The organism is Hippea alviniae EP5-r (genome assembly GCF_000420385.1).
Taxonomy (GTDB): Bacteria; Campylobacterota_A; Desulfurellia; order Desulfurellales; family Hippeaceae; genus Hippea; species Hippea alviniae.
Genome location: NZ_ATUV01000001.1, coordinates 335499 through 360974, shown reverse-complemented (window position 1 = coordinate 360974; position 25476 = coordinate 335499). Strand labels below are relative to the sequence as shown.

The window sequence follows — 25476 nt, the reverse complement described above, 5'->3', positions numbered from 1 at the left end:
AGTATCTTTATGCTTTCATCTGTGGCTTTCTCGTTTTATTACAAAGACAACCAGTGGCCTAAGTTTTTAGAAATTATAGCATTTGGTGTTATTTTAGGCTTCACTGGAATTATCTTAACCAAAGATGCACCAAAAGAGCTAAACAGAAAGGAAGGATTTTTGCTTGTTACATTAAGCTGGATAGTCGTATCGGCTTTCGGCAGTCTTCCATACATGCTTATAGGCCACTTAGACTTCACAGATGCGTTTTTTGAAACTATGTCTGGGTTTACAACCACAGGTGCATCGATCTTAGAAGACATAGAAGCTTTACCTAAATCTCTTCTCTTCTGGCGTTCTTTAACACATTGGCTTGGTGGAATGGGAATTGTTGTATTGACAGTTGCCATACTGCCAATCTTAGGCGTTGGCGGTATGAAACTGATAAAAGCTGAAGCACCTGGCCCTTCTGTTGAAAAAATATCACCACGCATAACTGAGACGGCAAAGTATCTATGGTTTACATATATCTTGCTGAGTGCTATCGAGACGGTTCTTCTGCTTGCTGGTGGAATGGACTTATTTGATGCATTAACCCACACATTTGGAACAATGGCAACAGGTGGATTCTCACCAAAAAACTCAAGTGTCGCATTTTTTCATTCAGCTTACATAGATTGGGTTATAACGATTTTTATGTTTATTGCTGGTGCAAACTTTGCCATACACTTCAAGCTTCTAACAGGAAAGTTCAGCTCATTGAAAGATGAAGAGCTTAAAGCTTATACGCTCATCATAATCATTGCTGTTTTTATTGTGACTATATTCAACTTGCCTATTTACAAAGACTTCTTCAACTCTTTAAGATTCAGTGCATTTCAGGTTGTTTCAATTATGACAACAACGGGCTATGTAACGGCAGATTACGAGAAGTGGAAACCAGCAGCACAGATGATTTTATTTCTGCTTATGTTTATCGGTGGATGTGCAGGCTCAACAGGTGGAAGTATAAAAGTTATAAGGGTATATACGCTTACAAAACAGGCAATAAACGAGCTTAAATACAATATTCACCCAAAAGGAGTATTTACACTGAGATTAAACGGGCAACACATAAGAAAAAACATGATTTACTCAACAGCCGGTTTTTTCTTTCTTTATATGGCAACATTTTTAACAATTGCTTTAGCCGTATCACTTTTTGGTGTTGATATCTTGACATCTCTTTCTGCATCTGCGGCAACACTCGGCAACATAGGGCCTGGCTTTGGAATGGTTGGTCCAACAGATAACTATGCTTGGCTTCCGTCGATTGTGAAGTGGATTTTAAGCTTTGCGATGCTTGTGGGAAGGCTTGAGATTTACACCGTGTTTGTTCTTTTTTCAACAGCCTTTTGGAAAAAATAGAGCAGACCGAAAACTCGGCCTGCGGGATTACTCTTCCTCTTTATCTTTCATAAGTGGAAATAGAATAACATCCCTGATTGAAGGATTACCTGTTAGAAGCATAACAACCCTGTCTATTCCTATACCTTCACCAGCTGTTGGCGGCAAACCATACTCAAGTGCTCTGATGTAATCAGCATCATACATTGATGCTTCTTCATCACCCTTTTTTCTCTCTTCGAGCTGTTTTAAAAATCTCTCTTTCTGGTCAAATGGGTCGTTAAGCTCGCTAAATGCGTTTGCAACTTCCATCGCTCCAATAAACAGCTCAAACCTATCGGTTATATTTGGATTTTCCCTATTTCTTTTTGCAAGTGGTGATATAGCAACAGGATAGCCATAAACAAATGTTGGATTGATAAGCTTAGGTTCAACCAAAGCATCGAATATCTCAGCCAAAATCTTCTCATGAGATGTATTCTCATCAACCTTTTTCTCAAGTTCTTTGGCAAGCTTGAATGCTTTTTTTCTATCGTTTATTATCTCATCTGATACACCGCCAATCTCTTTTAAACCTTCATAGAAATCTATGCGTTTCCAGGGCCTTGAGAAATCAATTACATTGCCGTCATATTCAATCTTTCTATCTTCAATACCAATTTTATCTAAAACATAATCAAACAACTCTTCAGTAAAGTCCATCAAAAATTTATAGTCCTTGTAAGCAATATAGAACTCCATCATCGTAAACTCTGGATTATGCTTTAAATCCATGCCTTCGTTTCTAAAATTTCTGTTTATCTCAAACACTCGCTCAAGTCCGCCAACAACCAACCTTTTCAAATAAAGCTCAGGTGCTATTCTTAAATAAAGCGTCATATCAAGTGCATTAAGATGCGTAATAAACGGCTTTGCAGCAGCACCACCTACGAGTTTATGCAGCATCGGTGTCTCAACTTCAATAAACCTTTTAGACTGCATAAACTCCCTAATCGCATTGATTATTTTAAATCTCTTTATAATCGTCTCTTTCGTCGAATCGTTAACAATTAAGTCAAGGTATCTCTGTCTATATCTTAACTCTTTATCCTTCAAGCCGTGCCACTTCTCAGGCAATGGCCTTAAAGATTTTGTTAAGAATACTATTTTTGTTGCTCTTACTGTAAGTTCTCCTGTTTTTGTTTTAAACAAAACACCTTCAACGCCGATTATGTCGCCTATATCAAGTTTTTTATAGAGCTTAAACTCATCTTCTGGCAAGCTTTTCTTTTCAGCATAAACCTGAATGTATCCTGTAAAATCCTTTAATTTTAAAAAACCAGCCTTACCGAAGCTCCTGTATGCCATTATCCTGCCTGCAACCTTCACAGGCTTATTTATTTTTTCGAGTTCTTCCTGTTCTTTTTCGTCAAACTCATCATGCAAATCCTGAGCAAAGCTGTCAGGCTCAAACCCGTTAAAGTAAGGGTCTATACCGCTCTTTTTTAACTCTTCAAGTTTTTCAATCCTTCTTTGGATAAGCTTGTTCTCAGTTTCTGCCATTTTATTCCTCCGTATTTTTACATAAAGGTTCAACAACAAATTCATCAATATAATCAAAGTCTGCCGGATTATTTGTTAATATTGTAGATACACCAAAAGAAATTCCAATACTTGCTATCTCTACATCATGGATTCTTAACCCTTTTGGTTCATATTTTTCAGTTAATTCTTTAAATATAGAGAGAGAAAAACGAAAAAGGTAAAGAATCGTAAAGTTTTTGAGCAAAGAATTCAAAACTCTCCAGCACTCATTTACGGACAAAGATAACTCTCTATTTCTTGTCAAGACAACCAAAAACTCCGATATGTTCTTAGATGTAGTAAAAAGAGAAATAGAACTATTAGACAAAAATTTCACCGCACAACTATGAAACCTTGATTCTAAATCGATAGCATATATCAGGACATTAGTGTCAACAAGAACCGTCTTGCTGCTCATAAGCTAAACTTCTAATATCAACATCATCAAACTTGCCTTTAAGATTAAGAGTCTCAAACTCTCTTTTTCCTTTTAAACTCTCAGATTTTAAAGCTTTTATATACTTCTCTACTTCCAACAATAAATCTTCATTCAGAGAGTCTATATCTCTCTTTATCTTATCTCTTAATTCCATACTACTCCACCACTTTCTCTTTCAAAGCTTCTCTTATAAAATCATCAATTTCACCATCAAGCACAGACAAAGCAGCCATATCCTTCTTCTCAACACCCGTTCTATGGTCTTTAACCATCTTATACGGATGCAGAACATAAGACCTAATCTGACTGCCCCACTCTATCTTTTTCTTTTCGCCTTCCAACTGTTCAAGCTCTTTTCTCTTTTTCTCCTGCTCAAGTTGATACAGTTTAGATTTTAATATCTTCAATGCAAAAGCCTTATTCTTATGCTGACTTCTCTCATTCTGACAGCTGACAACAATACCCGTTGGAATATGTGTAATCCTTACCGCAGAGTCTGTTCTGTTTACATGTTGGCCACCAGCACCGCTTGCCCTAAATGTGTCAATCTTCAAATCGGCTGGATTTATTTCAATCTCAGTATCGTCTTCTGCTATCTCTGGTAAAACAGAAACAGATGCAAAGCTTGTATGTCTTCTTTTATTGGCATCAAACGGTGAAATTCTCACAAGTCTATGAACACCATGCTCTGTTTTTAGATAACCGTAAGCCTTATCTCCTTCAACCAAAAATGTTATGCTCTTGTATCCGGCTTCATCACCTGGCTGTAAATCCATTATTTCAAGCTTATAACCATTTTTATCGCACCACATCGAATACATCCTAAAAAGCATCGAAACCCAATCGCAGGCTTCTGTCCCACCAGCGCCAGAATGAATCGTTATAATAGCGTTAGACGAGTCATGTTTGCCACTTAAAAATGCTTCAACTTCAGCAGCATCAACCTTTTTTCTTAAATTTTCAATATTCTCCTTTAACTCATCTGCAAGACTCTCATCGCCTTCTGCCAATTCGCTCAACTCAAGCAGCATCTCAACATCATCTTCCAACTCTCTAATTGTATCAAGCTGCTTTTCTATGGTATTTTGCTTTTTCTTTAACGACTGAAGAAGCTGATAGTCGTTCCAGTTGCTGCTGTTTTCTAATTCTTCTTGAATCTTTTTAAGCTCCTTCTCCTTAGCAGGAGGGTCAAAGATACTCCTTTAGCTTCTCTATTTTGCTCTTCAACTCAACGATCTCTTCTCTCATTTTACCCTCCCTATAAATCGAAAAGTTTTCTTAAAACACTCTTCGCCTTTTTTATATCTTCTTCGTCAAGACTGCTTATCTTCTTTTTTATATCCCTTCTATTGAGTGTTGCAATCTTCGAAAGTCTTACATAACTCTTTCTCAAAAGCCCTTTGTTCTGCCAGTTTGTTATGTCCATATCCGTGTCAACATCACGCTTCTGAGAAGTTATCTTGCTTACTATAACATCTTCATCACCCGTATCAACAAGCACAACAGCAGGCCTCATAACAGCACTATTCATATTTGTATATGGAAAGCCAATTATTACTATATCACCGAACGAGTACTTCGTCATTTATAATCAAATCTTCGTCTTCTCCTTCATCAAAGAATCGATTATACATGATAATATCCCAACAATCCTTGGAATCGTTTATAACAATTTCCCACCCACCGTTGAGATTTTTAAGCTCATAAACAAACGCTTCAAGCTCGCTCTTATCACCACAGAAGAACACTTCAACCTTACAGTTGTATTTGTCCATCATCTCCTTCTTTTTAAGGTTTTATACCAACATGAATAAATGAGACGCCAAAAGTGAGTGGAAAGTAATTAACATTCTCAAAACCAACCCTTCTCATCATACCAGCTAAAAACTCAACATCAGGAAAACGCCTAATTGACGATGGCAAATACCTATAGGCGTTTTCATGACCAGAAATAATCCTACCCAAAAACGGCATAAATGTAAAGGAGTAAAACTCATACAACGCACCAAAAATCCTATTAACAGGCCTGTTAAACTCTAAAATCACAAGTTTGCCACCGCTTCTTAAAACCCGTTTAAACTCAAACAACGCATTCACCCTATCAACAACATTTCTAAAACCAAAAGCTATCGTAATACCATCGAACATGTTATCCTTAAAAGGCAGCTTTTCAGCAGGAGCACAGACAAACTCAATATTTTTAGCCTTCTTCCTTGCTATCTTCAGCATCTCAAAGCTCAAATCAACACCGTAAACTTCAGAATCTTTTATCTGTTTTTTTATCTGAATGGCAACATCACCCGTTCCTGTTGCAACATCTAAAAACATACTGCCTTCAAGCTCATTAATTGCTTTTTTTCTCCAGATTTTGTCAATATTAAAGCTCAACAGGTGATTGAGAAGGTCATAAGTCGGTGCAATCGATGAGAACATATCGGCAATCTGCTTGTTTTTCTCACTCAAATACATAGGTTATTTTTTTAACAGATAAGATTTAATAAAGCAAGCAAAACTCAGTTAAAACTCACTTTGAACTCATCCAATGTCTCATATATTTCAATTAGCTCAAGTGTCTTTTTGTCGATAAACTCACAATTTCTCAAAGCAAGGTAGGGTTTGCCAATAAGGCAAACCCTTACATCCATGCCAAGAGAGTATTTAAACACCCAGACTAAAAATAGCTCGTTTAATGTTCCTATGCTGCCCTGTTGAACAACAAATAATTCTGAATCTTTAGTAAGCAACTCAAGCCTTTCAAATATTGTCCTTGCAACAATCTTTTCTGTTAGATACGGATTTTGTGGCCTTTGTTTTTCGAAATACTCAAGTCCAACACCAACAACAGTTCCGCCTGCTTCTTTTACGCCTCTACTTACGGCTTCCATCAAGCCTTGATATCCGCCGCATTTGACAGCATAGCCTTGACTTACAAGAAACTTTCCAAGCTCGACACCTTCTTCGTATAGCTTTTTATCGTTTACTTTTGATGCTCCAAATGTCGTTGCCCACTTCATTTTTTACCCTTAATTCAAATTTATCATCACCATCTTTATATTCGTCATCTCTTCAATTGCAAAACGCACGCCTTCCCTACCTATACCGCTCATCTTATTGCCGCCATACGGCATATGGTCAACCCTGAATATTGATGTGTCGTTTATCATTACACCGCCAACATCAAGGTTATCTATTGCATAATGAATCTTTCTTATGTCGTTTGTATAAATTCCAGCCTGAAGACCATAATCGGAATCATTCACATGCTGAATGGCATCTTCAAATGTATCATACTCAACAATCGAGACAATAGGGGCAAACACTTCCATACACATAACTCTCATATCCTTGGTTGTATTTCTCAAGACCGTTGGCTGTAAAACCCTACCCTCTCTCTTCCCGCCTACAACAAGCTCAGCACCCATATTTACCGCTTCTTTTATCCACTCTTCAGCCCTTTTTGCTTCATTCTCATCAATCATAGGGCCTAAGTCTGTATCTTTTTCAACAGGATTGCCAACCTTAAGTTTTTTCGTTGCTTCTGCAAACTTTTCAGTAAACTCATCTGCTATATCTTTATGCACATAGATCCTTTGAAGAGAGATACAAACCTGACCGGAGTTTGCAAATGCGGAATCGACGCATCTCGGTATAGCCTTATCTATATCAGCATCCTTTTCAATGATTGTTGCAGAGTTATTGCCAAGCTCAAGTGTAATTCTTTTAATGCCTGCAATCTGGGTGAGCCTGTGTCCAACCTTTGCAGAGCCTGTGAATGTTATTTTTCTTACCTTATCGTTTGTAACCAACGATTCACCAACCTCTCCCCCAGGCCCTATAACAACATTAAACACACCCTTAGGCAAGCCTGCTTCTTCTAAAATCTCAGCCAAGATAAGAGCCGTTATGGGTGTGCTTGATGCTGGTTTTAGAACAATTGTATTGCCACTTGCTATGGCTGGTGCAACCTTGTGGGCAACGAGATTCAACGGAAAGTTAAACGGTGTTATAGCGCCTAAGACACCCATCGGCACTCTAATGTAATAACCAACTCTGCCCACACCACCTGCACTTGCATCCATAGGCACGGTCTCACCGTGAATCCTTTTTGCTTCTTCACTTGCAAACTTGAATGTCTCAAATCCCCTGTTTACTTCTCCGACAGAGTATTTCCATGCTTTACCTGCTTCTCTGCAGATTGTCTCTGCTATCTCATCAGACCTTTCTTTTATCAAATCAGCAGCTTTCTCTAAGATTTCACTGCGCTGGTATGCTGGCATTTTTTTGAACTCTTCAAATGCTTCAGCTGCAGCATCAACAGCCTTATCAACCAGCTTCTTATCTGCTTTTGGCACTTTTGCTATCACTTCACCTGAATATTTGTCTATAACATCAATTGTTTTATTGGTTGACACCCATTCACCGCCAATGTAAGTCTTAAACTCTTTCATTATGGCACCTCCAAACGGTTATTTTTGCTTAATTTTAACATTCAAACACTAAATTGCAACTTGAAAAACTCAAAAAAATCGATATAAAAGGTAGGCATACTAAAAAGGAGTGAGAAAAATGGCAAAAAAGTTGAGTAAAGTTGAAATTGACGGTATTGAAGCCCTTTTTTACGATGAGATAATGCAACTTATAAGCGGGTTTACATATCAGAAGTTTATAGAAAAAGTCATAAGAGATATGAACATCTCTATAAATGATACGATCTTGGATTTCGGGTCTGGAACAGCTAAGAATATTTGCCTGATGAAGAATTACACGGATGGACTAATTGTTGGTTTTGATACGAGCAAAAATATGATAAGACAGGCGAAGAAAAGATGTAAAGGAAAAAATGTCAAAATATTTTACCACGACATACGAAAGCCACATCCATTCAAAAACCAGTTTGATATCGTATTTGTCTCATTTGTCTTGCACGGATTTATAGACTCAGACAGAAACAGAATCATAAAAAACGCATACGAGAGTTTAAAAGAAGGCGGAAAATTTTGTATTCTTGATTACAACGAGTTCGACTTAGAAAGCAAAAATATTTTTGTCAAAGCCGTCTTCAAATATGGAGAGTGTCCTTTAGCAAGTGAGTTTATAAAAATAGACTTAAAAAGGAAGCTAAAGGATTTTGGATTTAAAACCTTTGAAGAGCATCTATATTACTCATCACTTGTGAGGTTGCTCATTGCAAACAAGTGAACTTGCCGTTTTGCTCTCTGGTTTAACCATAAGAGACCCAAGCGAGTATAAAGATTTAAACGACATATACAGTAAACTGAAATTTAAGATAAAAAAGAGAAATATAGAAAAGGAGCTCGAATATATAGAAAAAAACAACATTCGAGTAATAAGCTTTTTTGATGAAAATTATCCAGAAAGCTTAAGGCAAATTTATTACCCGCCGATTGTGCTTTATGTAAAAGGAGAGTTAAAAGAAAACCCGCTAACAATTGCTATAGTTGGAACAAGATACCCTTCAGGATATGGGCAAAGGGTTGCAAAGTATCTTACATCTTACCTTGTAAACAGTGGATTTAGTATCGTAAGCGGACTTGCATTAGGAATAGACGCTTTAGCACACAAAACAACACTTGAAAACAACGGATACACAATAGCCGTTTTAGGCAATGGTTTAAGCATAAGATACCCAGAGAAAAATAGAGAACTTTACGAGCAGATAGAGAAAAAGGGTTGTCTTGTAAGTGAGTTTGGTGTATTTGAACCACCAAATAGATACAATTTCCCTGCAAGAAACAGAATAATAGCAGGATTATCAAAGGCGACAGCCGTTATAGAAGCAGACATCAAAAGTGGTTCTCTCATTACGGCAAGATTAACCATAGAGCAAGGCAAAACCGTATTTTCAGTGCCAGGTGAGATATTCTCAAAGAGAAGTAAAGGCACAAACAAACTAATAAGCGAAGGTGCTATTCCTGTTATCGATGTAAACACGATTTTAGAACACTTCTATATAGAGCTGAAAGAAGAGCTAAAAGAAGCAGAAAATCCAGCAAACTTAAACGAAGATGAGAAAATTGTGCTTGAGCTTATGGAAGGCAGCACAACAGAAGATGAGTTAGCCATAAAAAGCAATATGGAGATAGGCAAGATAAGTGAAATTCTATTTGATTTGGAGCTAAAGGGTTTGATAAAACGCAACGATTACGGAGAGTATGAAAAAATTTAAAACAAGGTGGTGGATAAATGAATCTTGTAGTGGTTGAATCACCAGCCAAAGCAAAAACCATAGGCAAGTTTTTAGGTAAAGATTACAATGTTGTGGCATCTTATGGCCATATCAGGGATTTACCTAAAAGTTCATTTGGCGTCGATATAGAGCACAACTTCAAACCAAAGTATGTTGTTCCCAAGGAGAAAAAACCCATAGTTGACACCTTAAAGAAACTTTCAAAAGAGTCAGAACTCGTTTATATAGCAACAGACGAAGATAGAGAAGGCGAAGCTATAGGATGGCATATAACACAAGCCACAAAAATTAGCGAAGATAAGGTAAAACGCATTGCATTTCACGAGATAACAAAAAAAGCAATATTAGAAGCCATCAAGAACCCACGAAAAATAGACATGGACATGGTCAATTCCCAAGAAGCACGAAGGATTTTAGACCGCATAGTAGGTTATAAACTTTCTCCACTCTTAGCAAAAAAAATTAGAAGAGGTTTGAGCGCTGGAAGGGTTCAATCCGTTGCATTAAAACTCATCGTCGAGCGAGAAGAAGAGATAGAAAACTTCAAACCACAAGAATACTGGAGCATTCATCCTGTTTTTGAAAATGCGATAGAGTCAACTCTAACAAAAGTAAACGGCAAAAAGTTAGACAAGTTTGACATAGACTCAGAGAAAAAAGCTAAAGAGATTACTGAAAAAATAAAAAAAGAGAGCTTTATCGTCTCGTCTATTTCGCGCTCAAAAACAACGAAAAAACCCGACCCACCTTTTATAACGAGCACAATGCAGATGGCAGCATCAAACATATTAGGATTCTCAGCTCAAAGAACAATGCGTATAGCACAATCCCTATACGAAGGTGTCGATATAAAAAACCAGAGAGTTGGTCTTATCACATACATGAGAACAGACTCATTACACATAGCAGATGAAGCAAAAAAAGCAGCAAGAGACTTGATAAAAAAGCTCTTAGGAGATGAGTATTTGCCAGACAAACCCGTTGAATACAAAACAAAATCAAGATTAGCTCAAGAAGCCCACGAAGCCATAAGACCAACAGACCCATCCCTTTTGCCCGAGACGATGAAACCATACTTAACAGAAGAGCAGTTCAAGTTATATGACCTGATATGGCGCAGATTTATGGCAAGCCAGATGAAGCCAGCAGAGTTTAAAAACACATCTATTACATTTTTATCTGACAGCTTTGAAGCAAAAGCGTCGTTTAAAGAGTTAACATTTGAAGGATTTTTAAGAATATGGACTTTTTCAAAGGTTCAGCAGCAACAAGCTCCGCAACTTAAGAAGAATCAGAGTGTAAAACTCACAGACATAAAAGCAAAACAGCATTTTACAGAACCGCCGCCACGATACACAGAAGCAACACTAATAAAAGAACTTGAAAAACACGGCATAGGAAGACCATCAACATACGCAACAATAATCGATACCATCCAGAAAAGGGGATATGTAATTTTAAAGGATAAAAAGTTTTATCCGCAGGAGATAGGCATAATAACAAGCAAGATGCTTGATAAATTCTTCTCAGACATCATAAATGTAAAATTTACAGCTAAAATGGAAGAAGGCTTAGATAAAATCGCAAAAAAAGAGTTAGACAAGGTTGAGCTTTTGAAAAAGTTTTACGATAAATTCAAAGAACTGCTTGATTATGCTTATCAAAACATGGAACGCATAAAGCCTGAAGACGAAAAAACGGATATTGTGTGTGAGCTGTGTGGTGCACCAATGGTCATACGAGAAGGAAGATACGGTAAATTTTTGGCATGCTCCAACTATCCAAAGTGCAAAAATACAAAGCCATTAAACGAAGAGATAACAGACATAAAGTGTGATAAGTGCGGTGCTCCAATGGTTGTTAAATACTCAAAGAAAGGGACAAAATTTTTAGCATGTTCTAACTACCCAAAATGCAAAAATACAAAGCCATTTCCAACGGGTTTGAAATGTCCAGAGTGTGGTGTCGATTTGATAGAGTTTTCATCAAAAAAGGGCAAGTTTTACGGATGCTCAAACTATCCAGAGTGTAAGTTCACCATTCGCGGAGAGCTCAAAAACCAAACCTGTCCAGAGTGTGGTTATACGCTTTTTGTAAAGAAAAAAGGCAAGTGGTGTTGTGCAAGAAAGGGATGTAATTACTGCGAAGAAGAAAGCACAGGTGAATAAAAAAGGGGGAGACTTTGCTCCCCCTTTTTGTCTTTTGAGTCAAAATTAGATGTGGAATGGGTTCGTATAGAAGATAATAAGAACGATAACGAGCATGTAGATAACTAAGGACTCAATCATAGCAAGACCAATCATCATAACGGTAAGCAGTTTACCGGAAAGAGCCGGATTTCTTGCAGTTCCAAGAACTGTTCCGTTAACTGCATGACCCTGACCGATTCCACCACCGCCAGCTGCCAAGCCCAAACCGATAGCGCCACCCATAGCAACAAACATGTAATACTTCTTCAGAACAAGGTTGGCAGCAGCAGAAGCAGTAGCAGCATCACCAGCAGCTAAAGCTGGCAAAGCAACAAGCACTGCAAGTGCACTCAACATAAGAACCTTACCCTTCATAACTCCACCTCCTCACAATAAAATCAAAACATTACACTCTTAATGTTCTGGCTCACTTACTGCATCTGCAATGTATAGAGTCGTAAGCAAGAAAAAGATGAACGCCTGCAGACTTGCAGCAAATAGAACAAGTCCCATTATTGGCAATGGAACAAGCCAAGGAGCCAAGAAAAATATAATAGCAAGCAACAGATCATCGCCAAAGATATTACCAAACAACCTGACGGATAACGATATAATTCTCGCAAAATGGCCGATAATCTCAATAGGCAACATAAGTGGCACAAGCCACCATACAGGACCCATAAAGTGTTTTATATACTTAAAACCGTGCTTCTTAATACCCAAAAATTGATAATAGACAAATACGATTAGAGCCATAGAAAGCGTTGTGTTTAAGTTTGATGTCGGCGGAGCAAAATACGGTATAAGCTCTGTTATATTGGCAAAAAATATAAAAATAGCTAAGGTTGCTATCAAAGGAAAATGTTTTGGCGTCTCTTCCTTTCCAAGTATGTCTTCAACAAAACTGTAAACACCATATACTACACTCTCTGCAACATTTTGTATGCCTTCAGGCACAAGCTTTAGAGAACTTCTAACGATCAATGCCAAAAGAAGAATTACCAACATTACAAACCAAGTAAATACCAAATAAGCAGGCAACCCTGTTGCATGAATAATAAAGTCTAAAAAGGTTGGTGCTTCCATATCCTTTCACCTCACACTGTAAGTTTTTTAAATAGGCTTACAACTCCGATACCCATCAAAGACAAGGGAATGATACTTATGCCCAATATCAATCCCGCTCCACCAAAACCAAGATTCAACAAAAACCAGATACTCAAACCCACAACAGCAAATCTAATCATCGAATCAAAGAGTGAATATCTACCTTTTTTTAACCACTTCTTTGCCATAAATTTTAAAAGATACCAGTCTCCTATTGAGACTAAAAATCCAGCCAGACTGTCCTTCAAACAGTCAGTTTTTAAAAAAAGAAAAAAGCAAATCGACGCTGCTAAAAAATATACTATTACAAAGATTATTTCAAGTCTTTTTATCGTTATCTTCATTCTTTGACTGCTTCTTAATGCCGTAAAACATATTCTTAAACCCTGCAGCTATACCGAAAAAGAGAAAAAGAAAAAAGAGCCAATGGTATGGCGAGTTGTATTTTCTATCAAGCCAATATCCCAAAGCACCGCCAATAAGAATGGCAAATACAACGCTAAAACCTACGGTTGTTGCATCGTAAAGCTCTCTGTAAAACTTTACTTTCTTTCTTCTCTCATCCCTTTTCATACATAAAATCTTCCACTTGAAAGCTCTCTAAACACTTCTTCAACAGCAACAAGCGTATTCTCTATATCCGCAAGCGAGTGTTTAATTGTTATAAAATTAGACTCAAACTGAGACGGTGGTATGTATATGCCGCGCTCAAGCAAACCTATAAAGTAGTTTGTAAACAGCCTTTGGTCGCTTTTTGAGACTTCGGAGTAATTCTTTGGCTTATCTTCCTTGAAAAATATACTAAACATCGAGCCAATTGCTTCACCACTTACAGGTATTCCATATTCTACACCCAGACCGATGATGCGAGATATGATTTTCTGGGTATTTTTATTCAACTCTTCGTATGGATTTTTTCTCTTTAATATGTCAAGTGTTGCTATTCCTGCAGCCATAGCAATAGGGTTGCCGCTTAATGTTCCTGCCTGATACACTTCTCCTTCTGGTGCCAAATATTCCATTATCTCTTTTCTCGCTCCAAAACACGCAGCCGGAAATCCACCACCAACAACCTTGCCCAAAATCGTTATATCGGGTTTTACATTGTAAATATGCTGAGCACCACCATAGGTCAGCCTGAAACCCGTCATTACTTCATCAAAAATCAAAATCGCACCATAATCATCGCACACTCTTCTTAAACCTTCCAAAAAGCCTTCGACTGGCCTTATAACACCCATATTGCCAGCAACAGGCTCAACAATCACAGCAGCAATGCTGTTTCCATACTTTTTGAATATGTCTTCAACAGCATCCAAATCGTTAAACTCGGCAAGCAGTGTATGTTTTGCAAAATCAATTGGAACACCTTTACTTGAAGGAACACCAAATGTGCTTGAGCCAGAACCAGCACCAACAAGCAGACTATCCGAATGCCCGTGATAACACCCTGTAAACTTCAAGATATTGTCTCTTCCTGTCACGCCACGAGCAAGCCTTATAGCACTCATTGCCGCTTCTGTTCCAGAACTTACAAACCTTACAAGCTCTATAGAGTCAAATGCATTTACAATGCGCTTTGCAATCTCCGTTTCGAGTATAGTGGGAGCACCAAACGAAAAACCCTTCTCCAAAACTTCTTCTATCTTATCTATCACTTCATCATCTGCATGGCCTAAGATAGCAGGTCCCCAGCTATTTACATAGTCGATAAATTCGTTGCCATCTTCATCGTAAATCTTAGAACCTTTAGCCTTTGCTATAAAAAGTGGCGTTCTTCCAACATTCTTAAAAGCCCTAACAGGACTGTTAACACCACCAACTATGTATCTCTTTGCTTCTTCAAACAGCCTTCTGCTCTTTTCAAACATTGATGCCCCCTATAGGAATCGTTCAAAAATCTTCTCGCCATCCTTACCCAAATCACCCACAGCCCTTTCAGGATGCGGCATCAAGCCAAATACATTACCACTCTCGTTGCAAATTCCAGCTATATTGTAAACAGAGCCATTAGGATTGCACTCATCCTTTACATCGCCGGACTCATTTGAGTATCTCAAAACAATCATCTCGTTGTCCTGCAAATACTTCAGATAATCATCACTGCAGAAATAGTTGCCTTCACCGTGAGCTATAGGCATTCTAAGAACTTCACCTTCAAGGCCTTTAGTAAACCTGCATCTGCTCTTTTCAACCTTCAAATACACATCTTTATGTATAAAACGAAGGTTTTTATTCTTCAAAAGAGCACCTTTGAGCAATCCCACTTCAATTAAAATCTGAAAACCGTTGCAGATGCCAATAACCTTACCGCCCTTTTTGGAAAAATCGGCAACTGCCTTCATGACAGGTGAGAACTTTGCTAATGCCCCACTCCTTAAATAATCTCCGTATGAGAAACCACCGGGCAAGATAATAACATCAAACCCTTCAACATCAGCTTGACTATACCAGATAAACTCACTTTCAAATCCTAAACAGTCGCATGCGTATTTACAGTCATAATCGCAGTTTGTCCCAAGAAACTGAACTATGCCAACTCTCATACCTTCTTCACCAGATAGTCTTCTATCACTTCATTTGATAGGATATTCTTTGCAAGCTTCTCAACAAGCTCATCATCTTCTCTGTCAAGCTCTATCTCAAAGTATTTTCCAACCCTTATATCTTTAATAGACTTATTCAGATAATCTTCAGCAACCTGCTTTATCGCCTTTCCCTGCGGGTCAAGTATCGCTTTCTTAGGCATAACAATTACCACATACTTCATTTTTAGACCCTTGATATCTTCATCAAAATCTTCTCATACCCTTCTATCAAATCGCCTAAATCTCTCCTAAATCTATCCTTATCCAAAACTTCGCCTGTCTCTTTGTCCCATAGCCTTGAGCCATCCGGTGTAAACTCATCGCCCAGCACAAGGTTGCCTTCGTTGTCGAAGCCAAACTCAAGTTTAAAGTCAACAAGTATAATACCAGCCTTATCAAACTTCTCCCTCAAACACTCATTAACCTTAAAAGCTATCTCTCTAATCTTTTTTAGAGTCTCTTCATCAGCCCAACCGAAAGCTGTAATGTGGTCTTCGTTAATCCACGGGTCATCTAACTCATCGCTTTTGTAATAATATTCAAGAATTGGTCTTGGCAATTTCTCACCCTGCTTAAGTCCAAGCCTTTTTGCAATGGAGCCCGCAGCAATATTTCTAACCACAACTTCAACAGGTATCATCTTAAGTCTTTTAACAACTATCTCTCTTCCAGAATTCTCTTCAACAAAATGTGTCTTTATTCCACACTCTTCAAGCCACTGAAATACCTTAGTTGTAATAGCCTTATTTAAAGCGCCCTTTTCGTCTATAATTTCGTGTTTTTTACCGTTAAAAGCTGTTGCATCATCTTTGAAATAGATAATAAGCAGATTTGGGTCATTTGTTTCATAAACCTTTTTAGCCTTACCTTCATACAAAAGCTTTGTCTCTTCAACCATATCTTCTCTCCTCTTCCTTTTATTATCTCTGTTTTGAGTTTAACCCTAAACCCAAAACAGAAAGGGGGACAACCCCCCTACTCTTTTTAGAAGCTTGTCAGAACTATCAAAATAGCGATTATGTTTATAATCTTAATCATCGGGTTAATAGCAGGACCAGCCGTATCCTTCAGTGGGTCTCCAACCGTATCACCTGTTACTGCAGCCTTATGAGCTTCGCTACCTTTACCACCGAAATTACCATCTTCTATGTATTTTTTGGCATTATCCCATGCACCACCGCCGCTTGTCATTGCAACTGCAAGGAAGAATCCCGTTATAATCGAACCCATAGAGAGTGCGCCAAGTGCAATCTTACCAAACAGAGCATAAACAATAATCGGGCCTAAAACAGGTATCAGACCCGGTGCTATCATCTTTTTCAAGGACTCCCTTGTAACAATATCAACGCAAGCCGCATAATCTGGCTTTGCCTTTCCTTCCAATATGCCTTTTATCTCTCTAAACTGTCTTCTAACTTCTTCAACCATCATTCCGCCTGCAACACCGACAGCTTCCATACTCATAGCGCCAAAATAGAATGGCAAAAGGCCACCAAGAAGCAGTCCAACGAGAACAAGCGGATTGCTTAAGTCAAAGGAGTGAGAACCTGCACCGATGGAGCGAGTATATTCAGCAAACAGAACTAAAGCAGCCAAAGCAGCAGAACCTATAGCAAATCCCTTTGTAACGGCTTTTGTTGTATTTCCAACAGCATCTAATGGGTCGGTAACAGCCCTTACAGTCTCATCGAGCTCTGCCATTTCTGCAATTCCACCAGCGTTATCTGTAATAGGACCGTATGAGTCGATAGAGATTACCATTCCTGTCAATGATAACATAGCTGCTGCAGCAATTGCTATACCGTAAAGACCGGCAAGTTTGTATGAGAAGAACATGCCCAGAGCAATAACAATTGCTGGCAAAGCAGGAGCTTTGAGCATTACAGCCATACCCTGAATAATGTTTGTTGCATGACCTGTAACAGAAGCTTTAGCTATGGATTTAACAGGTGGATACTCATAAGAAGTGTAAAACTCTGTTATAAACATCAACAGACCCGTTATAGCCATACCTATTAAAGATGAGAAGAATACGCCATTTGCCGTTACTTCGCCCCAGGAATACTTAATCGGTGTGCCAAAGAACTTTTGAGATGCAAAGTATATGATAACAAGAGCAATTATAGCTGTAACAAACATACCTTTATAGAAAGCACCCATAATATTGTTTGACCTGCCAAGCCTTACAAAAAACGCTCCAACAATTGCAGAGACAGAAGCGATAGCGCCAATCAGAAGCGGGAACATTGCAGCTATCCCAATTGAACCAGGTTTGTCAAACAGTGTATGGCCCAAAACCATTGCTGCAACAGTCGTAACAGTGAATGTTTCAAAAACATCAGCAGCCATTCCAGCACAGTCACCAACATTATCACCCACATTGTCAGCTATAACCGCTGGGTTTCTCGGGTCGTCTTCAGGAATTCCAGCTTCAACCTTACCCACAAGGTCAGCACCGACATCTGCGGCTTTAGTGTAAATTCCACCACCAAGACGAGCAAAAACACTGATTAAGCTTGTACCGAATGCAAGACCTATCAAAGCTTTAATCGTATGCTCAACAGGCTGTTTAAAGATGTACACAGAAACATAATAGAAACCAGAAATAGCAAGAAGACCAAAGCCCGTCACAAGGAATCCCGTAACAGAACCACCTTTGAATGCCAAATCTAAAGCTCTTGCAAGACCGTTTTTAGCCATCTGGGCTGTCTTAACATTCGTTCTAACGGCAACAAACATACCGATATAACCTGCAAGACCAGAAAGAATTGCACCCGTCAAATATCCCAAAGCCGTCAAAAGTCCAAAATGCTCACTCTTTGCACCCAAAGCCCACAAAATGGCGAATATAACGATGGCAACTATTGCTATACTCTTATACTCTCTCGCCAAGAAAGCCCCTGCACCTTCTTGAATGGCTTTGGCAATCTCCTTCATTCTTTCGTTGCCATCTTCCTTTGAAAGGACATAATACGCTGCAAATAATGCATAACCAATCGACAAAAACGACGCAATGAATGTAAGATACAAAGCTGTTGTTGCGTTTACCATAGAATACCTCCTACCCCTTTAAGAATTTATTACTCTTTTAAGCTCTTCTGAAAGGTCTGACGAGTTCATCTCCCATACAGAACATATCCACTCAAGGCTCTCCATATCTTCATCAACCACATTTTCTGTCAGAAACTTAGTATTTACTATTATACCAGCAGCAAGCAATAGAGACGATGTCTTTGATGGTTTTATACGATTTTTCTTAAACTCATCAACTATTATTGATGCTGTTGCCCCCCACGGCTCTATTCTGTATCTTGTTCTAAAACCAGTCTGGATATCACCTAATCTATGATGGTCTATAATCTCAAGAATATTGCACTCAAATATTCCATCTGGTGCATCTATACTTGAAGAGTGGTCTATTAAGATTACATTTCTTCTGTCGTATTTTATAATATCTGTTCTTGTTATGATGCCTTTAACCCTTTTCTTTGTATCAACAACGACAACAGCTCTATTATTTGAAGTATAAACTACTTCCTTTATATCTTTAATCAAATCCAAAGGGTTAACCATAGTTTCACTCTTCTCACAAACACTCTCGACAGGAATACCCCATTCTATCAAACCAACCGTCGCAAACGCGTCATATTCTGACGATATAACAGCAACACCGTTTTCTTCTGCTAATTTCTTCAACTCATCACTTATGTCGTATCCGTGAGAGATAACTATACACCTAACACCAACTTCGATTGCAGCTCTTTGTAAATCTTCTCTATTTCCTACAACCATTATAACGCTTTCCGGCTCAATCCTTTCAATTATGTTCATCAAACCTTCTCTATCGACAACACCCATAATAATCGTTGCTATAAATTCATCATCTTCTCTTTCTGTTTCAACTATCGTCTCGCCATCAACAGCCCTTTTTATTATAGAGATACTTGTCTTTATCTTCCTGAATATATCCGGCATAACCGACGAAATACTCTTTTTTGCTATATCTATCATACCAAAATAGCCAACAAACTCACCATTCTCCTTAACGACGGGCACAACCCTTAAGTCGTTTTTCAACATTAGCCTAAATATCTCAGTAACCGGCTCGTCCCTTCTAACCGTTATTGTGTTCTGTGTCATAACATCTTCAACACGAAGACTCAAATCAGCTATATACTTAGGGAAAGGGATGTTGTAATAACCAAAAACTTTCTGCGTTGTCTCGTCTATCCCGCCGCAAACAGTCGCCACATAGTTTGTTTCTGCATCTAAGGTATTCTTAAGCTCTGCATAAGCAACGGCACTGGCAACGCTGTCTAAATCAGGATTTTTCCTTCCAACCACATAAATGTTTTTTATCCCTCTCATTTTTCTCCTCCAAAAGTGAGCAACTTATACAATATTACGCTTACTTTTTCAACACACTTGACAAACAAAACCTTTTCACTAAAATCCTTAAACGGTGCCAGCGTAGCTCAGGTGGTAGAGCAGCTGATTCGTAATCAGCAGGTCGTAGGTTCGAGTCCTATCGCTGGCTCCATTTTATTTTTGTATTATAAACCCTGCCGCAAGCTAAAGCAACCTGTAAAACGAGAAAAAGGAGAGAGAAGATGGCTTTATTGGTTCTTTTAAGACACGGCAAGTCGATGTGGAACAAGCTCAATCTCTTTACAGGCTGGGTGGATGTCCCACTCGCAAAAGAAGGCATCGATGAAGCACTAAAAGCAGGAGAAAAGCTCAAAGACATATGCTTTGACGAAGTCTATACATCTGCACTGATAAGGTCAATCCAGACGGCAATGATAGCACTATCTGTAAACAACTGTGGCAAAGTTCCAATAATTCAGCATTCAGAAGGCAGAATGAAAGAGTGGGCAAATATGCCTGATACTATAAATGTCTTACCCGTCTATGAGACGGAAGCGCTAAACGAAAGATATTATGGCGACCTGCAAGGATTAAACAAACAAGAAACAGCAGAAAAATACGGAGCAGATACAGTCCACAAGTGGAGAAGAAGCTATGACATAAATCCACCGGGTGGTGAGTCTTTGAAAGACAATTATCACAGAACAATACCATTCTTCGAAAGCACAATAATACCAAAACTAAAAGAAGGCAAAAATATCCTAATCAGTGCGCATGGAAACAGCCTAAGGGCAATTGTCAAATACCTTGAAAATATATCAGATGAAGATATACCAAAATTTGAGATACCAACGGGAAAACCACTGTTTTATGAATATAAAGAAACAAAATTCATAAAGAAGTTAGAAGATGAAGAGTAGTAATTTAGAAGAGTTCATAGAAAAGGCTCATCTAAACGGTATAGAAGTTGTGGGCTTTAAAGAGATAGAAAGCATACTAAAAGACAATGGATACAAAGATGAAGATTATTTCAAAAACAACGAAATAGGCGTTATAAAGGCTATTTCTGCAAACTCAAAGGAAGCAAATGCATTAATAGATGTATCAGACAAAGATAAACTAACTGCGGCTTTAGATATAGAAATCCTTTACATCATTATTGAAGAGAAAAACATAAAAGACAGCATGTTCGAAGCATATAAACTTGCAACACCACAGAGCGATTATCTCATCTTTATAGGCGCAGAGAGTAAAACAGCAGACATAGAAAAGCAGCTTGTAAGCGGCGTTCAGGGAGCAAAAAAAATTATCTTCGTTATAAAATGATAGCAGACGGCTTTGCGTTTAGGGTTGAAAATAGGACGATAAAGCCAATAATCAACTTCTCAACGGCAAGATTAGAAAATCTAATAGGCATAGACGCACAGATTAAGCAGCTCAAAATCAACACAGAAGCATTTTTATCCAACAAACCATTCTTAGATGTCCTTCTATGGGGTGAAAGGGGCTGTGGCAAGTCATCAGTCGTAAAGGCACTAATCAACCATTACAGAGAAAAAGGATTAAAGATTATCCAGATACCAACAGACGAAGCAACATTTATCTATGACATATACGAGCTCATCTCGGCATACAAAACATCTAAGTTTATACTGTTCTTTGATGATATCTCTTTCGATGAACAAAACGACGAATATAGAAAATTCAAGTCTTCAATAGAAGGTGGTTTAGAAGAGAAACCAACAAATGCGATGATTATAGCCACATCAAACAAAAGACATCTAATAAAAGATGAAGTTCTAAAGACAGATTCCATATACAGCGCTGATGAGATAAGTGAGCAGATGTCTCTTTATGCCAGGTTTGGACTCACAATCTCATTTAGAATGCCAGACAAAGATACATATTTAAAAATCGTTGAATATTACCTAAAGCAATACAGCTTAAACAAGTTTCCCAACTGGAACAAAGAAGCCCTATCATTTGCCATATCAAAAGGTGCAAGAAGCGGAAGGGTTGCAAAGCAGTTTGTTATATCAAAACTTCTAAGACTTTAAGAGACTAAAAAAATCTGCCGCTATACTGTAAAAATTCCTGAATAATTCAATTGAAAATAGAAAAAAGATAATTGAAGAGATGGTGTTTATGGCAGCCGATACCTTAGGATTGAGCAGATTTTTCCTGAAAAATTCAGTCAAAAATGTAGCCGTTAAAAATGCAAGTAGAATACCTAAAAACAGACTCAATAGATTTAAAGCAAGGGAACCTTTGTCTAAGAATGGCGCAAGAATGGCACTAAAAAAGATAATAGCCTTCGGGTTTGACAGATTCACGGTTAAACCCTTAAAGTAAAATGTTTTCGCCTTAGTCTGTGCAGCCCTAACTTGCTCTTTTCTGTGCCTAAAAATCTCAAAAGCAACATATAGCAGGTAAAAGCCACCAAATAGGGATATAAACATTTGAAACGGTGCACTCTTGCCAACAGACGACAAACCAACAAGAAGTATCAAAATCATCACGATATTGCCCGTAAGTATGCCACTTACAACCTTCAAACCTTCTTTAAATGAGTGGTTCAGGGTTGTCTGTATCGTAAGCAGAATGTCAGGGCCTGGCGTTAGGGCTGCAATAAAACCTATAAGAAACAGCTCTATGTTCATAGTTTCGCCGCTTTAGAAGAGAACAGTAAAGCCTTCTCAACTCCCTTTATATTAACTCTTTTTCGCATAATATTCACATACTCGCCAAAGTCGTAAACATCGCCAACAAACACAAAACCATCAAGCATGCCGTCTTTGAACAGAATTCTTCTCAAACCGTCGCTATAATCTTCTAAAATGCCATCATACTCTTCAAGCTTGGAGACACCTGCCGTAAATATATTCATACCAAAAACAGGCAACACATTTCTTGTTATCTGCGGCTCTTCGGTCATATCAAATCCTAAAACATTCCTTGCCGCTATTTCTGCTTCTTCTATCGCAACAGGCCAGATGGCATGTGAAATCTTCTTGTTAACCACAGCATCATAGCTCTTTGCCACATCTCCAACAGCATAGACATCTCTAAACCCTGTTTTTAAAAACTCATCAACTTCCACGCCATCACTAAAATCTCCACTCAAAAATGAGACATTCGGACTAACGCCACGACCAACAACAACAAAATCACACTCTATCTCTTTTGAGCTTTTCAACTTAACAATAAGTCCATCGTTATAACTATTTATTGTCTCAATACCATCCTGTTTATAAAACTCAACCCTGTGGTTATCCGTTATGATTTTCTCAACAAAATCGGCAGAAGATTTATTGAGTATCTGAGATAAGATTCTGTTTGAACCAACGACAAAACGCACATCAAAGCCAGCCATGGACAAAGCATGTCCCATCTCCATACTAACAAGACCTGCACCAACTATAACCACTCGCCTAAAAGAAGCCTGCCTTATCAAGTCCCGAATCTTATAGATGTCATTTAAATACCTTATGGTTATAATTTTATCGGCATCGTAATCACCTTCAAACGAAGGTTTTTTGGCATCAGCACCCGTTGCGATTATGAGCTTGTCGTAATAATATTTCCAATTACTCTTATCCTTTATGTATTTCTCATCTGCATCAAGCTCAACAATCTCCTTCTCCAAAAACAAGTCGTCTCCTATTGGGTAAAACATATTGGCTTCAACATTGCTTGTAAGTATATAAGGAAGAAGCATTTTTGAGTAAGGTATCACACTCTCTTTTGAAAACACCTTTACATCGGCATCGGGTTGATACTTTTTTATCGTTCTATAAGCAACAAAGGCGGCTATAGAGCCGCCGACTATTGCTATCATAGTAAGTCCTCTATGCCTAATTCTTGGAGTTTCTCTTTTGTTGGGACGCCGTTTTTATCCCAGCCTCTCAGTTCGTAATACTCATCAAGCACACCACTCAAATCTGCCACCATACCCTTTGAAGGTCCACTTTTTATTGGCTCTTTCTCCATTCTCTCTGGTAGTCTATCATCATCCCTTCCAAAACCGGCTTTGATGTTGAATATTCTCTCTATATTCCAAATTCTTTCGCCTTTCTTCAAAAACTCGCTCTCATCACACTCAAATCCCGTGGCAGCAGCAAACAGCTCTGAAATCTCTTTGCCCGCAATCGCAAAAGTAGTAAATAGGCAGATTCCTGTTGAGTCTAACGCAGCTGTCAAATCCTGAAGCGTCTTTGTAAGCTTTGCTTTGCCTTCGTAAGTATTTTTATCCATCTTGCCTAAGACTTCAGCTGCTATTGTATAACCCCTTACATGGCAGGCTCCTCTGTTGCTGGTTGCATACTCAAGGCCTATGCCCTTAATAGCTCGTGGGTCGTATGCTGGGAATTCCTGCTTCTTAACGCTCATGGAGAACTCTGGATGTCCATAATACTCAGCAAGCCTATAAGAGCCTTTTGCAAGAAGCTTACCAAACTCTGTTTCCTGCTTACCCATAAGCTCTATAGCCTTAACGAGTGCGTCAGCATCTCCAAATCTGAGTTCAAATCCTACATCATCCTTTGGTATATACCCAGCTTCGTATAGGTCCATAGCACATGCAACCGTTGCACCAGCAGAGATAGTATCCAATCCATAATCATCACACAGATAACCTGCCATAACAACAGCGTCTAAATCGTCAACGCCGCATGCAGCACCAAGCGCCCAAATAGACTCATACTCAGGTCCAACACCCTTTTTACCCTTATACTTACCTTTTCTTATTTCTGTAACCCTTCCACATGCTATAGGACAGCTATCACAACCTTCAGCCCTTACAAGATTATCCTTTGCAAGTGTCTCTCCGCTAATTTTCTCGGCTCTTTCAAAATAGGCATCGTGGCCATTGTAAGATGGTAAACCACCAACGCCATTTATCACATTAACCAAAACAGCCGTTCCATACTTTGCAGCTCCTTTGCCGGTGAATGCATCCTTTGAAAGCATATCCCTTGCGTTATATACAGCCTTAGCAAATCTCTCTCTATCCGCAACAGCAATGCTTAAGTTTCCTTTCGCCGCTATAGCCTTTAGATTCTTACTTCCAAAAACAGCGCCAACACCCGTTCTTCCTGCCATTCTATGTCCATCAAATGTCGCATTGGCTATTAGAGAGAGCTTTTCTCCTGCTGGACCTATCTGGAATGTCCCAGCTTCTGGATGCGTTAATCTCTTCAAAATCTTATCCGTCTCTTTGGTATTCTTACCAACAAGCATAGATGCATCTCTTATTTCAACCTTGCCCTTATAAATCCATAAATAAACGGGTTTTTCGGCTTTTCCTTCAATTACTAAGAAATCATACCCTGCCCTTTTGAGCTCAGGCCCAAAATGACCGCCAGAGTTAGAACAGGCTATAGCTCCATTCAATGCACCTTTTGTTATAACCATAACCCTTCCGGATGATGGTGCATAGGTTGAACCCAAAGGACCAGTCGCTATGATAATTTTATTTTCTTCACTTAAAGGGTCTATTTTTGGGTCTATCTCATCAAGCAGCATTCTTGTTGCATACCCTCTGCCGCCGATAAAATCTTCAGCCCACTTTTCGTTTATATCTTCAACACTTATCTTGTTCTCGCTCAAATTAACCCTTAATATCCTGCCAACATAACCACCCTTTAACAT

At 38.6% G+C, this 25476-nt stretch carries 29 protein-coding genes and 1 tRNA gene; 8 read left to right on the top strand and 22 right to left on the bottom strand.

Translation table 11 applies throughout. The annotated features are described in order from the left end of the window. Positions 1-21 precede the first annotated feature (21 nt). Positions 22-1386 (top strand): TrkH family potassium uptake protein, encoded by a 1365-nt coding sequence (locus G415_RS0101915; protein ID WP_238321437.1) that lies wholly within the window; start codon positions 22-24, stop codon positions 1384-1386. Positions 1387-1413: 27 nt separating this feature from the next. Here G415_RS0101915 and lysS read toward each other — a convergent pair whose 3' ends face one another. From lysS to G415_RS0101870, 9 genes are all read right to left on the bottom strand, one after another. Next, entirely contained in the window at positions 1414-2907 is a 1494-nt protein-coding gene (gene lysS, locus G415_RS0101910) for a lysine--tRNA ligase (protein WP_022669896.1), read from the bottom strand. Position 2908: 1 nt separating this feature from the next. After that, entirely contained in the window at positions 2909-3346 is a 438-nt protein-coding gene (locus tag G415_RS0101905) for a type II toxin-antitoxin system VapC family toxin (protein ID WP_081639310.1), read from the bottom strand. Further along, on the bottom strand, positions 3321-3521 hold the full coding sequence (locus G415_RS0101900) for a hypothetical protein (RefSeq protein ID WP_022669893.1): 201 nt from the start codon (positions 3519-3521) through the stop codon (positions 3321-3323). The genes G415_RS0101905 and G415_RS0101900 overlap by 26 nt, the downstream gene beginning before the upstream one ends. Position 3522: 1 nt before the next feature. Continuing rightward, positions 3523-4615 (bottom strand): peptide chain release factor 2 gene (gene prfB / locus G415_RS0101895; protein WP_155825419.1). Its coding sequence is split into 2 segments (ribosomal slippage): positions 3523-4557 and positions 4559-4615, totalling 1092 coding nucleotides; the frame shifts between segments, so codons are not numbered across the junction. Positions 4616-4625: 10 nt separating this feature from the next. After that, complete coding sequence (locus tag G415_RS0101890; RefSeq protein ID WP_022669892.1) at positions 4626-4952, bottom strand: type II toxin-antitoxin system PemK/MazF family toxin; 327 nt, start codon at positions 4950-4952, stop codon at positions 4626-4628. Continuing rightward, the gene (locus G415_RS0101885) at positions 4930-5142 is read right to left on the bottom strand and encodes a hypothetical protein (RefSeq protein WP_022669891.1); all 213 of its coding nucleotides are present in this window, start codon (positions 5140-5142) and stop codon (positions 4930-4932) included. Before G415_RS0101885 ends, G415_RS0101890 begins: the two co-directional genes overlap by 23 nt. A gap of 13 nt (positions 5143-5155) precedes the next feature. Then, positions 5156-5836 (bottom strand): bifunctional demethylmenaquinone methyltransferase/2-methoxy-6-polyprenyl-1,4-benzoquinol methylase UbiE, encoded by a 681-nt coding sequence (gene ubiE / locus G415_RS0101880; RefSeq protein ID WP_022669889.1) that lies wholly within the window; start codon positions 5834-5836, stop codon positions 5156-5158. A gap of 44 nt (positions 5837-5880) precedes the next feature. Next, positions 5881-6381: an LOG family protein gene (locus G415_RS09460; RefSeq protein WP_022669888.1), complete on the bottom strand. Its 501-nt coding sequence runs from the start codon at positions 6379-6381 to the stop codon at positions 5881-5883. A gap of 9 nt (positions 6382-6390) precedes the next feature. Continuing rightward, positions 6391-7815, bottom strand: coding sequence for an aldehyde dehydrogenase family protein (locus tag G415_RS0101870; RefSeq protein ID WP_022669887.1), 1425 nt, complete (start codon positions 7813-7815; stop codon positions 6391-6393). Positions 7816-7933: 118 nt separating this feature from the next. Here G415_RS0101870 and G415_RS0101865 point away from each other — a divergent pair, with 118 nt between their 5' ends. From G415_RS0101865 to topA, 3 genes are read left to right on the top strand one after another with little or no spacing between them, the layout of a single operon-like run. After that, positions 7934-8566: a class I SAM-dependent methyltransferase gene (locus tag G415_RS0101865; protein WP_033378649.1), complete on the top strand. Its 633-nt coding sequence runs from the start codon at positions 7934-7936 to the stop codon at positions 8564-8566. After that, positions 8553-9554: a DNA-processing protein DprA gene (gene dprA / locus G415_RS09455; RefSeq protein ID WP_051129528.1), complete on the top strand. Its 1002-nt coding sequence runs from the start codon at positions 8553-8555 to the stop codon at positions 9552-9554. The genes G415_RS0101865 and dprA overlap by 14 nt, the downstream gene beginning before the upstream one ends. Positions 9555-9571: 17 nt before the next feature. Beyond that, complete coding sequence (gene topA / locus G415_RS0101855; RefSeq protein WP_022669886.1) at positions 9572-11743, top strand: type I DNA topoisomerase; 2172 nt, start codon at positions 9572-9574, stop codon at positions 11741-11743. A 45-nt stretch (positions 11744-11788) separates the two neighbouring features. On the opposite strand, the gene G415_RS0101850 is transcribed toward topA, so the two are convergent. From G415_RS0101850 to G415_RS0101805, 10 genes are all read right to left on the bottom strand, one after another. Beyond that, positions 11789-12139, bottom strand: coding sequence for an ATP synthase subunit c family protein (locus G415_RS0101850; RefSeq protein WP_022669884.1), 351 nt, complete (start codon positions 12137-12139; stop codon positions 11789-11791). A gap of 39 nt (positions 12140-12178) precedes the next feature. Further along, entirely contained in the window at positions 12179-12850 is a 672-nt protein-coding gene (atpB, locus tag G415_RS0101845; RefSeq protein WP_022669883.1) for a F0F1 ATP synthase subunit A, read from the bottom strand. Between the two features lie 11 nt (positions 12851-12861). Beyond that, positions 12862-13215, bottom strand: coding sequence for a hypothetical protein (locus G415_RS0101840; protein ID WP_022669882.1), 354 nt, complete (start codon positions 13213-13215; stop codon positions 12862-12864). After that, on the bottom strand, positions 13190-13444 hold the full coding sequence (locus tag G415_RS0101835) for an AtpZ/AtpI family protein (protein ID WP_022669881.1): 255 nt from the start codon (positions 13442-13444) through the stop codon (positions 13190-13192). Before G415_RS0101835 ends, G415_RS0101840 begins: the two co-directional genes overlap by 26 nt. Beyond that, on the bottom strand, positions 13441-14742 hold the full coding sequence (hemL, locus tag G415_RS0101830; RefSeq protein ID WP_022669880.1) for a glutamate-1-semialdehyde 2,1-aminomutase: 1302 nt from the start codon (positions 14740-14742) through the stop codon (positions 13441-13443). The genes G415_RS0101835 and hemL overlap by 4 nt, the downstream gene beginning before the upstream one ends. A 9-nt stretch (positions 14743-14751) precedes the next feature. After that, on the bottom strand, positions 14752-15417 hold the full coding sequence (gene purQ / locus G415_RS0101825) for a phosphoribosylformylglycinamidine synthase I (protein ID WP_026939518.1): 666 nt from the start codon (positions 15415-15417) through the stop codon (positions 14752-14754). After that, positions 15414-15641, bottom strand: a complete 228-nt coding sequence (gene purS, locus G415_RS0101820; protein ID WP_033378647.1) for a phosphoribosylformylglycinamidine synthase subunit PurS — start codon at positions 15639-15641, stop codon at positions 15414-15416. Before purS ends, purQ begins: the two co-directional genes overlap by 4 nt. 2 nt (positions 15642-15643) lie before the next feature. After that, positions 15644-16357, bottom strand: a complete 714-nt coding sequence (gene purC, locus G415_RS0101815; RefSeq protein ID WP_022669877.1) for a phosphoribosylaminoimidazolesuccinocarboxamide synthase — start codon at positions 16355-16357, stop codon at positions 15644-15646. An 86-nt stretch (positions 16358-16443) separates the two neighbouring features. Then, the gene (locus G415_RS0101810; protein WP_022669876.1) at positions 16444-18510 is read right to left on the bottom strand and encodes a sodium-translocating pyrophosphatase; all 2067 of its coding nucleotides are present in this window, start codon (positions 18508-18510) and stop codon (positions 16444-16446) included. Between the two features lie 18 nt (positions 18511-18528). After that, a complete protein-coding gene (locus tag G415_RS0101805; RefSeq protein WP_022669875.1) occupies positions 18529-19827 on the bottom strand; it encodes a DRTGG domain-containing protein in 1299 nt (432 codons plus the stop codon). A gap of 96 nt (positions 19828-19923) precedes the next feature. On the opposite strand from G415_RS0101805, the gene G415_RS0101800 reads away from it, so the two are divergent. From G415_RS0101800 to G415_RS0101785, 4 genes are all read left to right on the top strand, one after another. Then, positions 19924-19999: transfer RNA gene (locus G415_RS0101800), tRNA-Thr, on the top strand. Between the two features lie 70 nt (positions 20000-20069). Further along, on the top strand, positions 20070-20747 hold the full coding sequence (locus G415_RS0101795; protein ID WP_022669874.1) for a 2,3-bisphosphoglycerate-dependent phosphoglycerate mutase: 678 nt from the start codon (positions 20070-20072) through the stop codon (positions 20745-20747). Then, positions 20737-21153: a hypothetical protein gene (locus G415_RS0101790; RefSeq protein WP_022669873.1), complete on the top strand. Its 417-nt coding sequence runs from the start codon at positions 20737-20739 to the stop codon at positions 21151-21153. The genes G415_RS0101795 and G415_RS0101790 overlap by 11 nt, the downstream gene beginning before the upstream one ends. Further along, positions 21150-21884 carry a DUF815 domain-containing protein gene (locus G415_RS0101785; protein WP_022669872.1) on the top strand — a complete coding sequence of 245 codons (735 nt, stop codon included), beginning with the start codon at positions 21150-21152 and terminating at the stop codon, positions 21882-21884. The genes G415_RS0101790 and G415_RS0101785 overlap by 4 nt, the downstream gene beginning before the upstream one ends. Here the strand turns inward: G415_RS0101785 and G415_RS0101780 are convergent. Genes G415_RS0101780 through G415_RS0101770 form a run of 3 tightly spaced genes read right to left on the bottom strand, consistent with a single transcriptional unit; the run spans position 21873 to position 25476 of the window. After that, positions 21873-22487, bottom strand: a complete 615-nt coding sequence (locus G415_RS0101780; protein WP_022669871.1) for a LysE family translocator — start codon at positions 22485-22487, stop codon at positions 21873-21875. The genes G415_RS0101785 and G415_RS0101780 overlap by 12 nt on opposite strands. Further along, a complete protein-coding gene (locus G415_RS0101775; protein ID WP_022669869.1) occupies positions 22484-23665 on the bottom strand; it encodes an NAD(P)/FAD-dependent oxidoreductase in 1182 nt (393 codons plus the stop codon). Before G415_RS0101775 ends, G415_RS0101780 begins: the two co-directional genes overlap by 4 nt. After that, positions 23662-25476: an aldehyde ferredoxin oxidoreductase family protein gene (locus G415_RS0101770; protein ID WP_022669868.1), complete on the bottom strand. Its 1815-nt coding sequence runs from the start codon at positions 25474-25476 to the stop codon at positions 23662-23664. The genes G415_RS0101775 and G415_RS0101770 overlap by 4 nt, the downstream gene beginning before the upstream one ends.

Bases quoted from the DNA above. Each gene is read 5' to 3' on its own strand.
- G415_RS0101770 (WP_022669868.1), bottom strand. From the start codon at position 25,476: ATGTTAAAGGGTGGTTATGTTGGCAGGATATTAAGGGTTAATTTGAGC.
- G415_RS0101870 (WP_022669887.1), bottom strand. From the start codon at position 7,815: ATGAAAGAGTTTAAGACTTACATTGGCGGTGAATGGGTGTCAACCAAT.
- G415_RS0101785 (WP_022669872.1), top strand. From the start codon at position 21,150: ATGATAGCAGACGGCTTTGCGTTTAGGGTTGAAAATAGGACGATAAAG.
- G415_RS0101900 (WP_022669893.1), bottom strand. From the start codon at position 3,521: ATGGAATTAAGAGATAAGATAAAGAGAGATATAGACTCTCTGAATGAA.
- lysS (WP_022669896.1), bottom strand. From the start codon at position 2,907: ATGGCAGAAACTGAGAACAAGCTTATCCAAAGAAGGATTGAAAAACTT.
- G415_RS09460 (WP_022669888.1), bottom strand. From the start codon at position 6,381: ATGAAGTGGGCAACGACATTTGGAGCATCAAAAGTAAACGATAAAAAG.
- G415_RS0101850 (WP_022669884.1), bottom strand. From the start codon at position 12,139: ATGAAGGGTAAGGTTCTTATGTTGAGTGCACTTGCAGTGCTTGTTGCT.
- hemL (WP_022669880.1), bottom strand. From the start codon at position 14,742: ATGTTTGAAAAGAGCAGAAGGCTGTTTGAAGAAGCAAAGAGATACATA.
- ubiE (WP_022669889.1), bottom strand. From the start codon at position 5,836: ATGTATTTGAGTGAGAAAAACAAGCAGATTGCCGATATGTTCTCATCG.
- topA (WP_022669886.1), top strand. From the start codon at position 9,572: ATGAATCTTGTAGTGGTTGAATCACCAGCCAAAGCAAAAACCATAGGC.
- G415_RS0101775 (WP_022669869.1), bottom strand. From the start codon at position 23,665: ATGATAGCAATAGTCGGCGGCTCTATAGCCGCCTTTGTTGCTTATAGA.
- purQ (WP_026939518.1), bottom strand. From the start codon at position 15,417: ATGAGAGTTGGCATAGTTCAGTTTCTTGGGACAAACTGCGATTATGAC.
- atpB (WP_022669883.1), bottom strand. From the start codon at position 12,850: ATGGAAGCACCAACCTTTTTAGACTTTATTATTCATGCAACAGGGTTG.
- G415_RS0101805 (WP_022669875.1), bottom strand. From the start codon at position 19,827: ATGAGAGGGATAAAAAACATTTATGTGGTTGGAAGGAAAAATCCTGAT.
- G415_RS0101885 (WP_022669891.1), bottom strand. From the start codon at position 5,142: ATGGACAAATACAACTGTAAGGTTGAAGTGTTCTTCTGTGGTGATAAG.
- G415_RS0101790 (WP_022669873.1), top strand. From the start codon at position 20,737: ATGAAGAGTAGTAATTTAGAAGAGTTCATAGAAAAGGCTCATCTAAAC.
- G415_RS0101780 (WP_022669871.1), bottom strand. From the start codon at position 22,487: ATGAACATAGAGCTGTTTCTTATAGGTTTTATTGCAGCCCTAACGCCA.
- G415_RS0101840 (WP_022669882.1), bottom strand. From the start codon at position 13,215: ATGAAGATAACGATAAAAAGACTTGAAATAATCTTTGTAATAGTATAT.
- G415_RS0101890 (WP_022669892.1), bottom strand. From the start codon at position 4,952: ATGACGAAGTACTCGTTCGGTGATATAGTAATAATTGGCTTTCCATAT.
- G415_RS0101835 (WP_022669881.1), bottom strand. From the start codon at position 13,444: ATGAAAAGGGATGAGAGAAGAAAGAAAGTAAAGTTTTACAGAGAGCTT.
- purS (WP_033378647.1), bottom strand. From the start codon at position 15,641: ATGAAGTATGTGGTAATTGTTATGCCTAAGAAAGCGATACTTGACCCG.
- G415_RS0101795 (WP_022669874.1), top strand. From the start codon at position 20,070: ATGGCTTTATTGGTTCTTTTAAGACACGGCAAGTCGATGTGGAACAAG.
- G415_RS0101810 (WP_022669876.1), bottom strand. From the start codon at position 18,510: ATGGTAAACGCAACAACAGCTTTGTATCTTACATTCATTGCGTCGTTT.
- G415_RS0101905 (WP_081639310.1), bottom strand. From the start codon at position 3,346: ATGAGCAGCAAGACGGTTCTTGTTGACACTAATGTCCTGATATATGCT.
- G415_RS0101865 (WP_033378649.1), top strand. From the start codon at position 7,934: ATGGCAAAAAAGTTGAGTAAAGTTGAAATTGACGGTATTGAAGCCCTT.
- purC (WP_022669877.1), bottom strand. From the start codon at position 16,357: ATGGTTGAAGAGACAAAGCTTTTGTATGAAGGTAAGGCTAAAAAGGTT.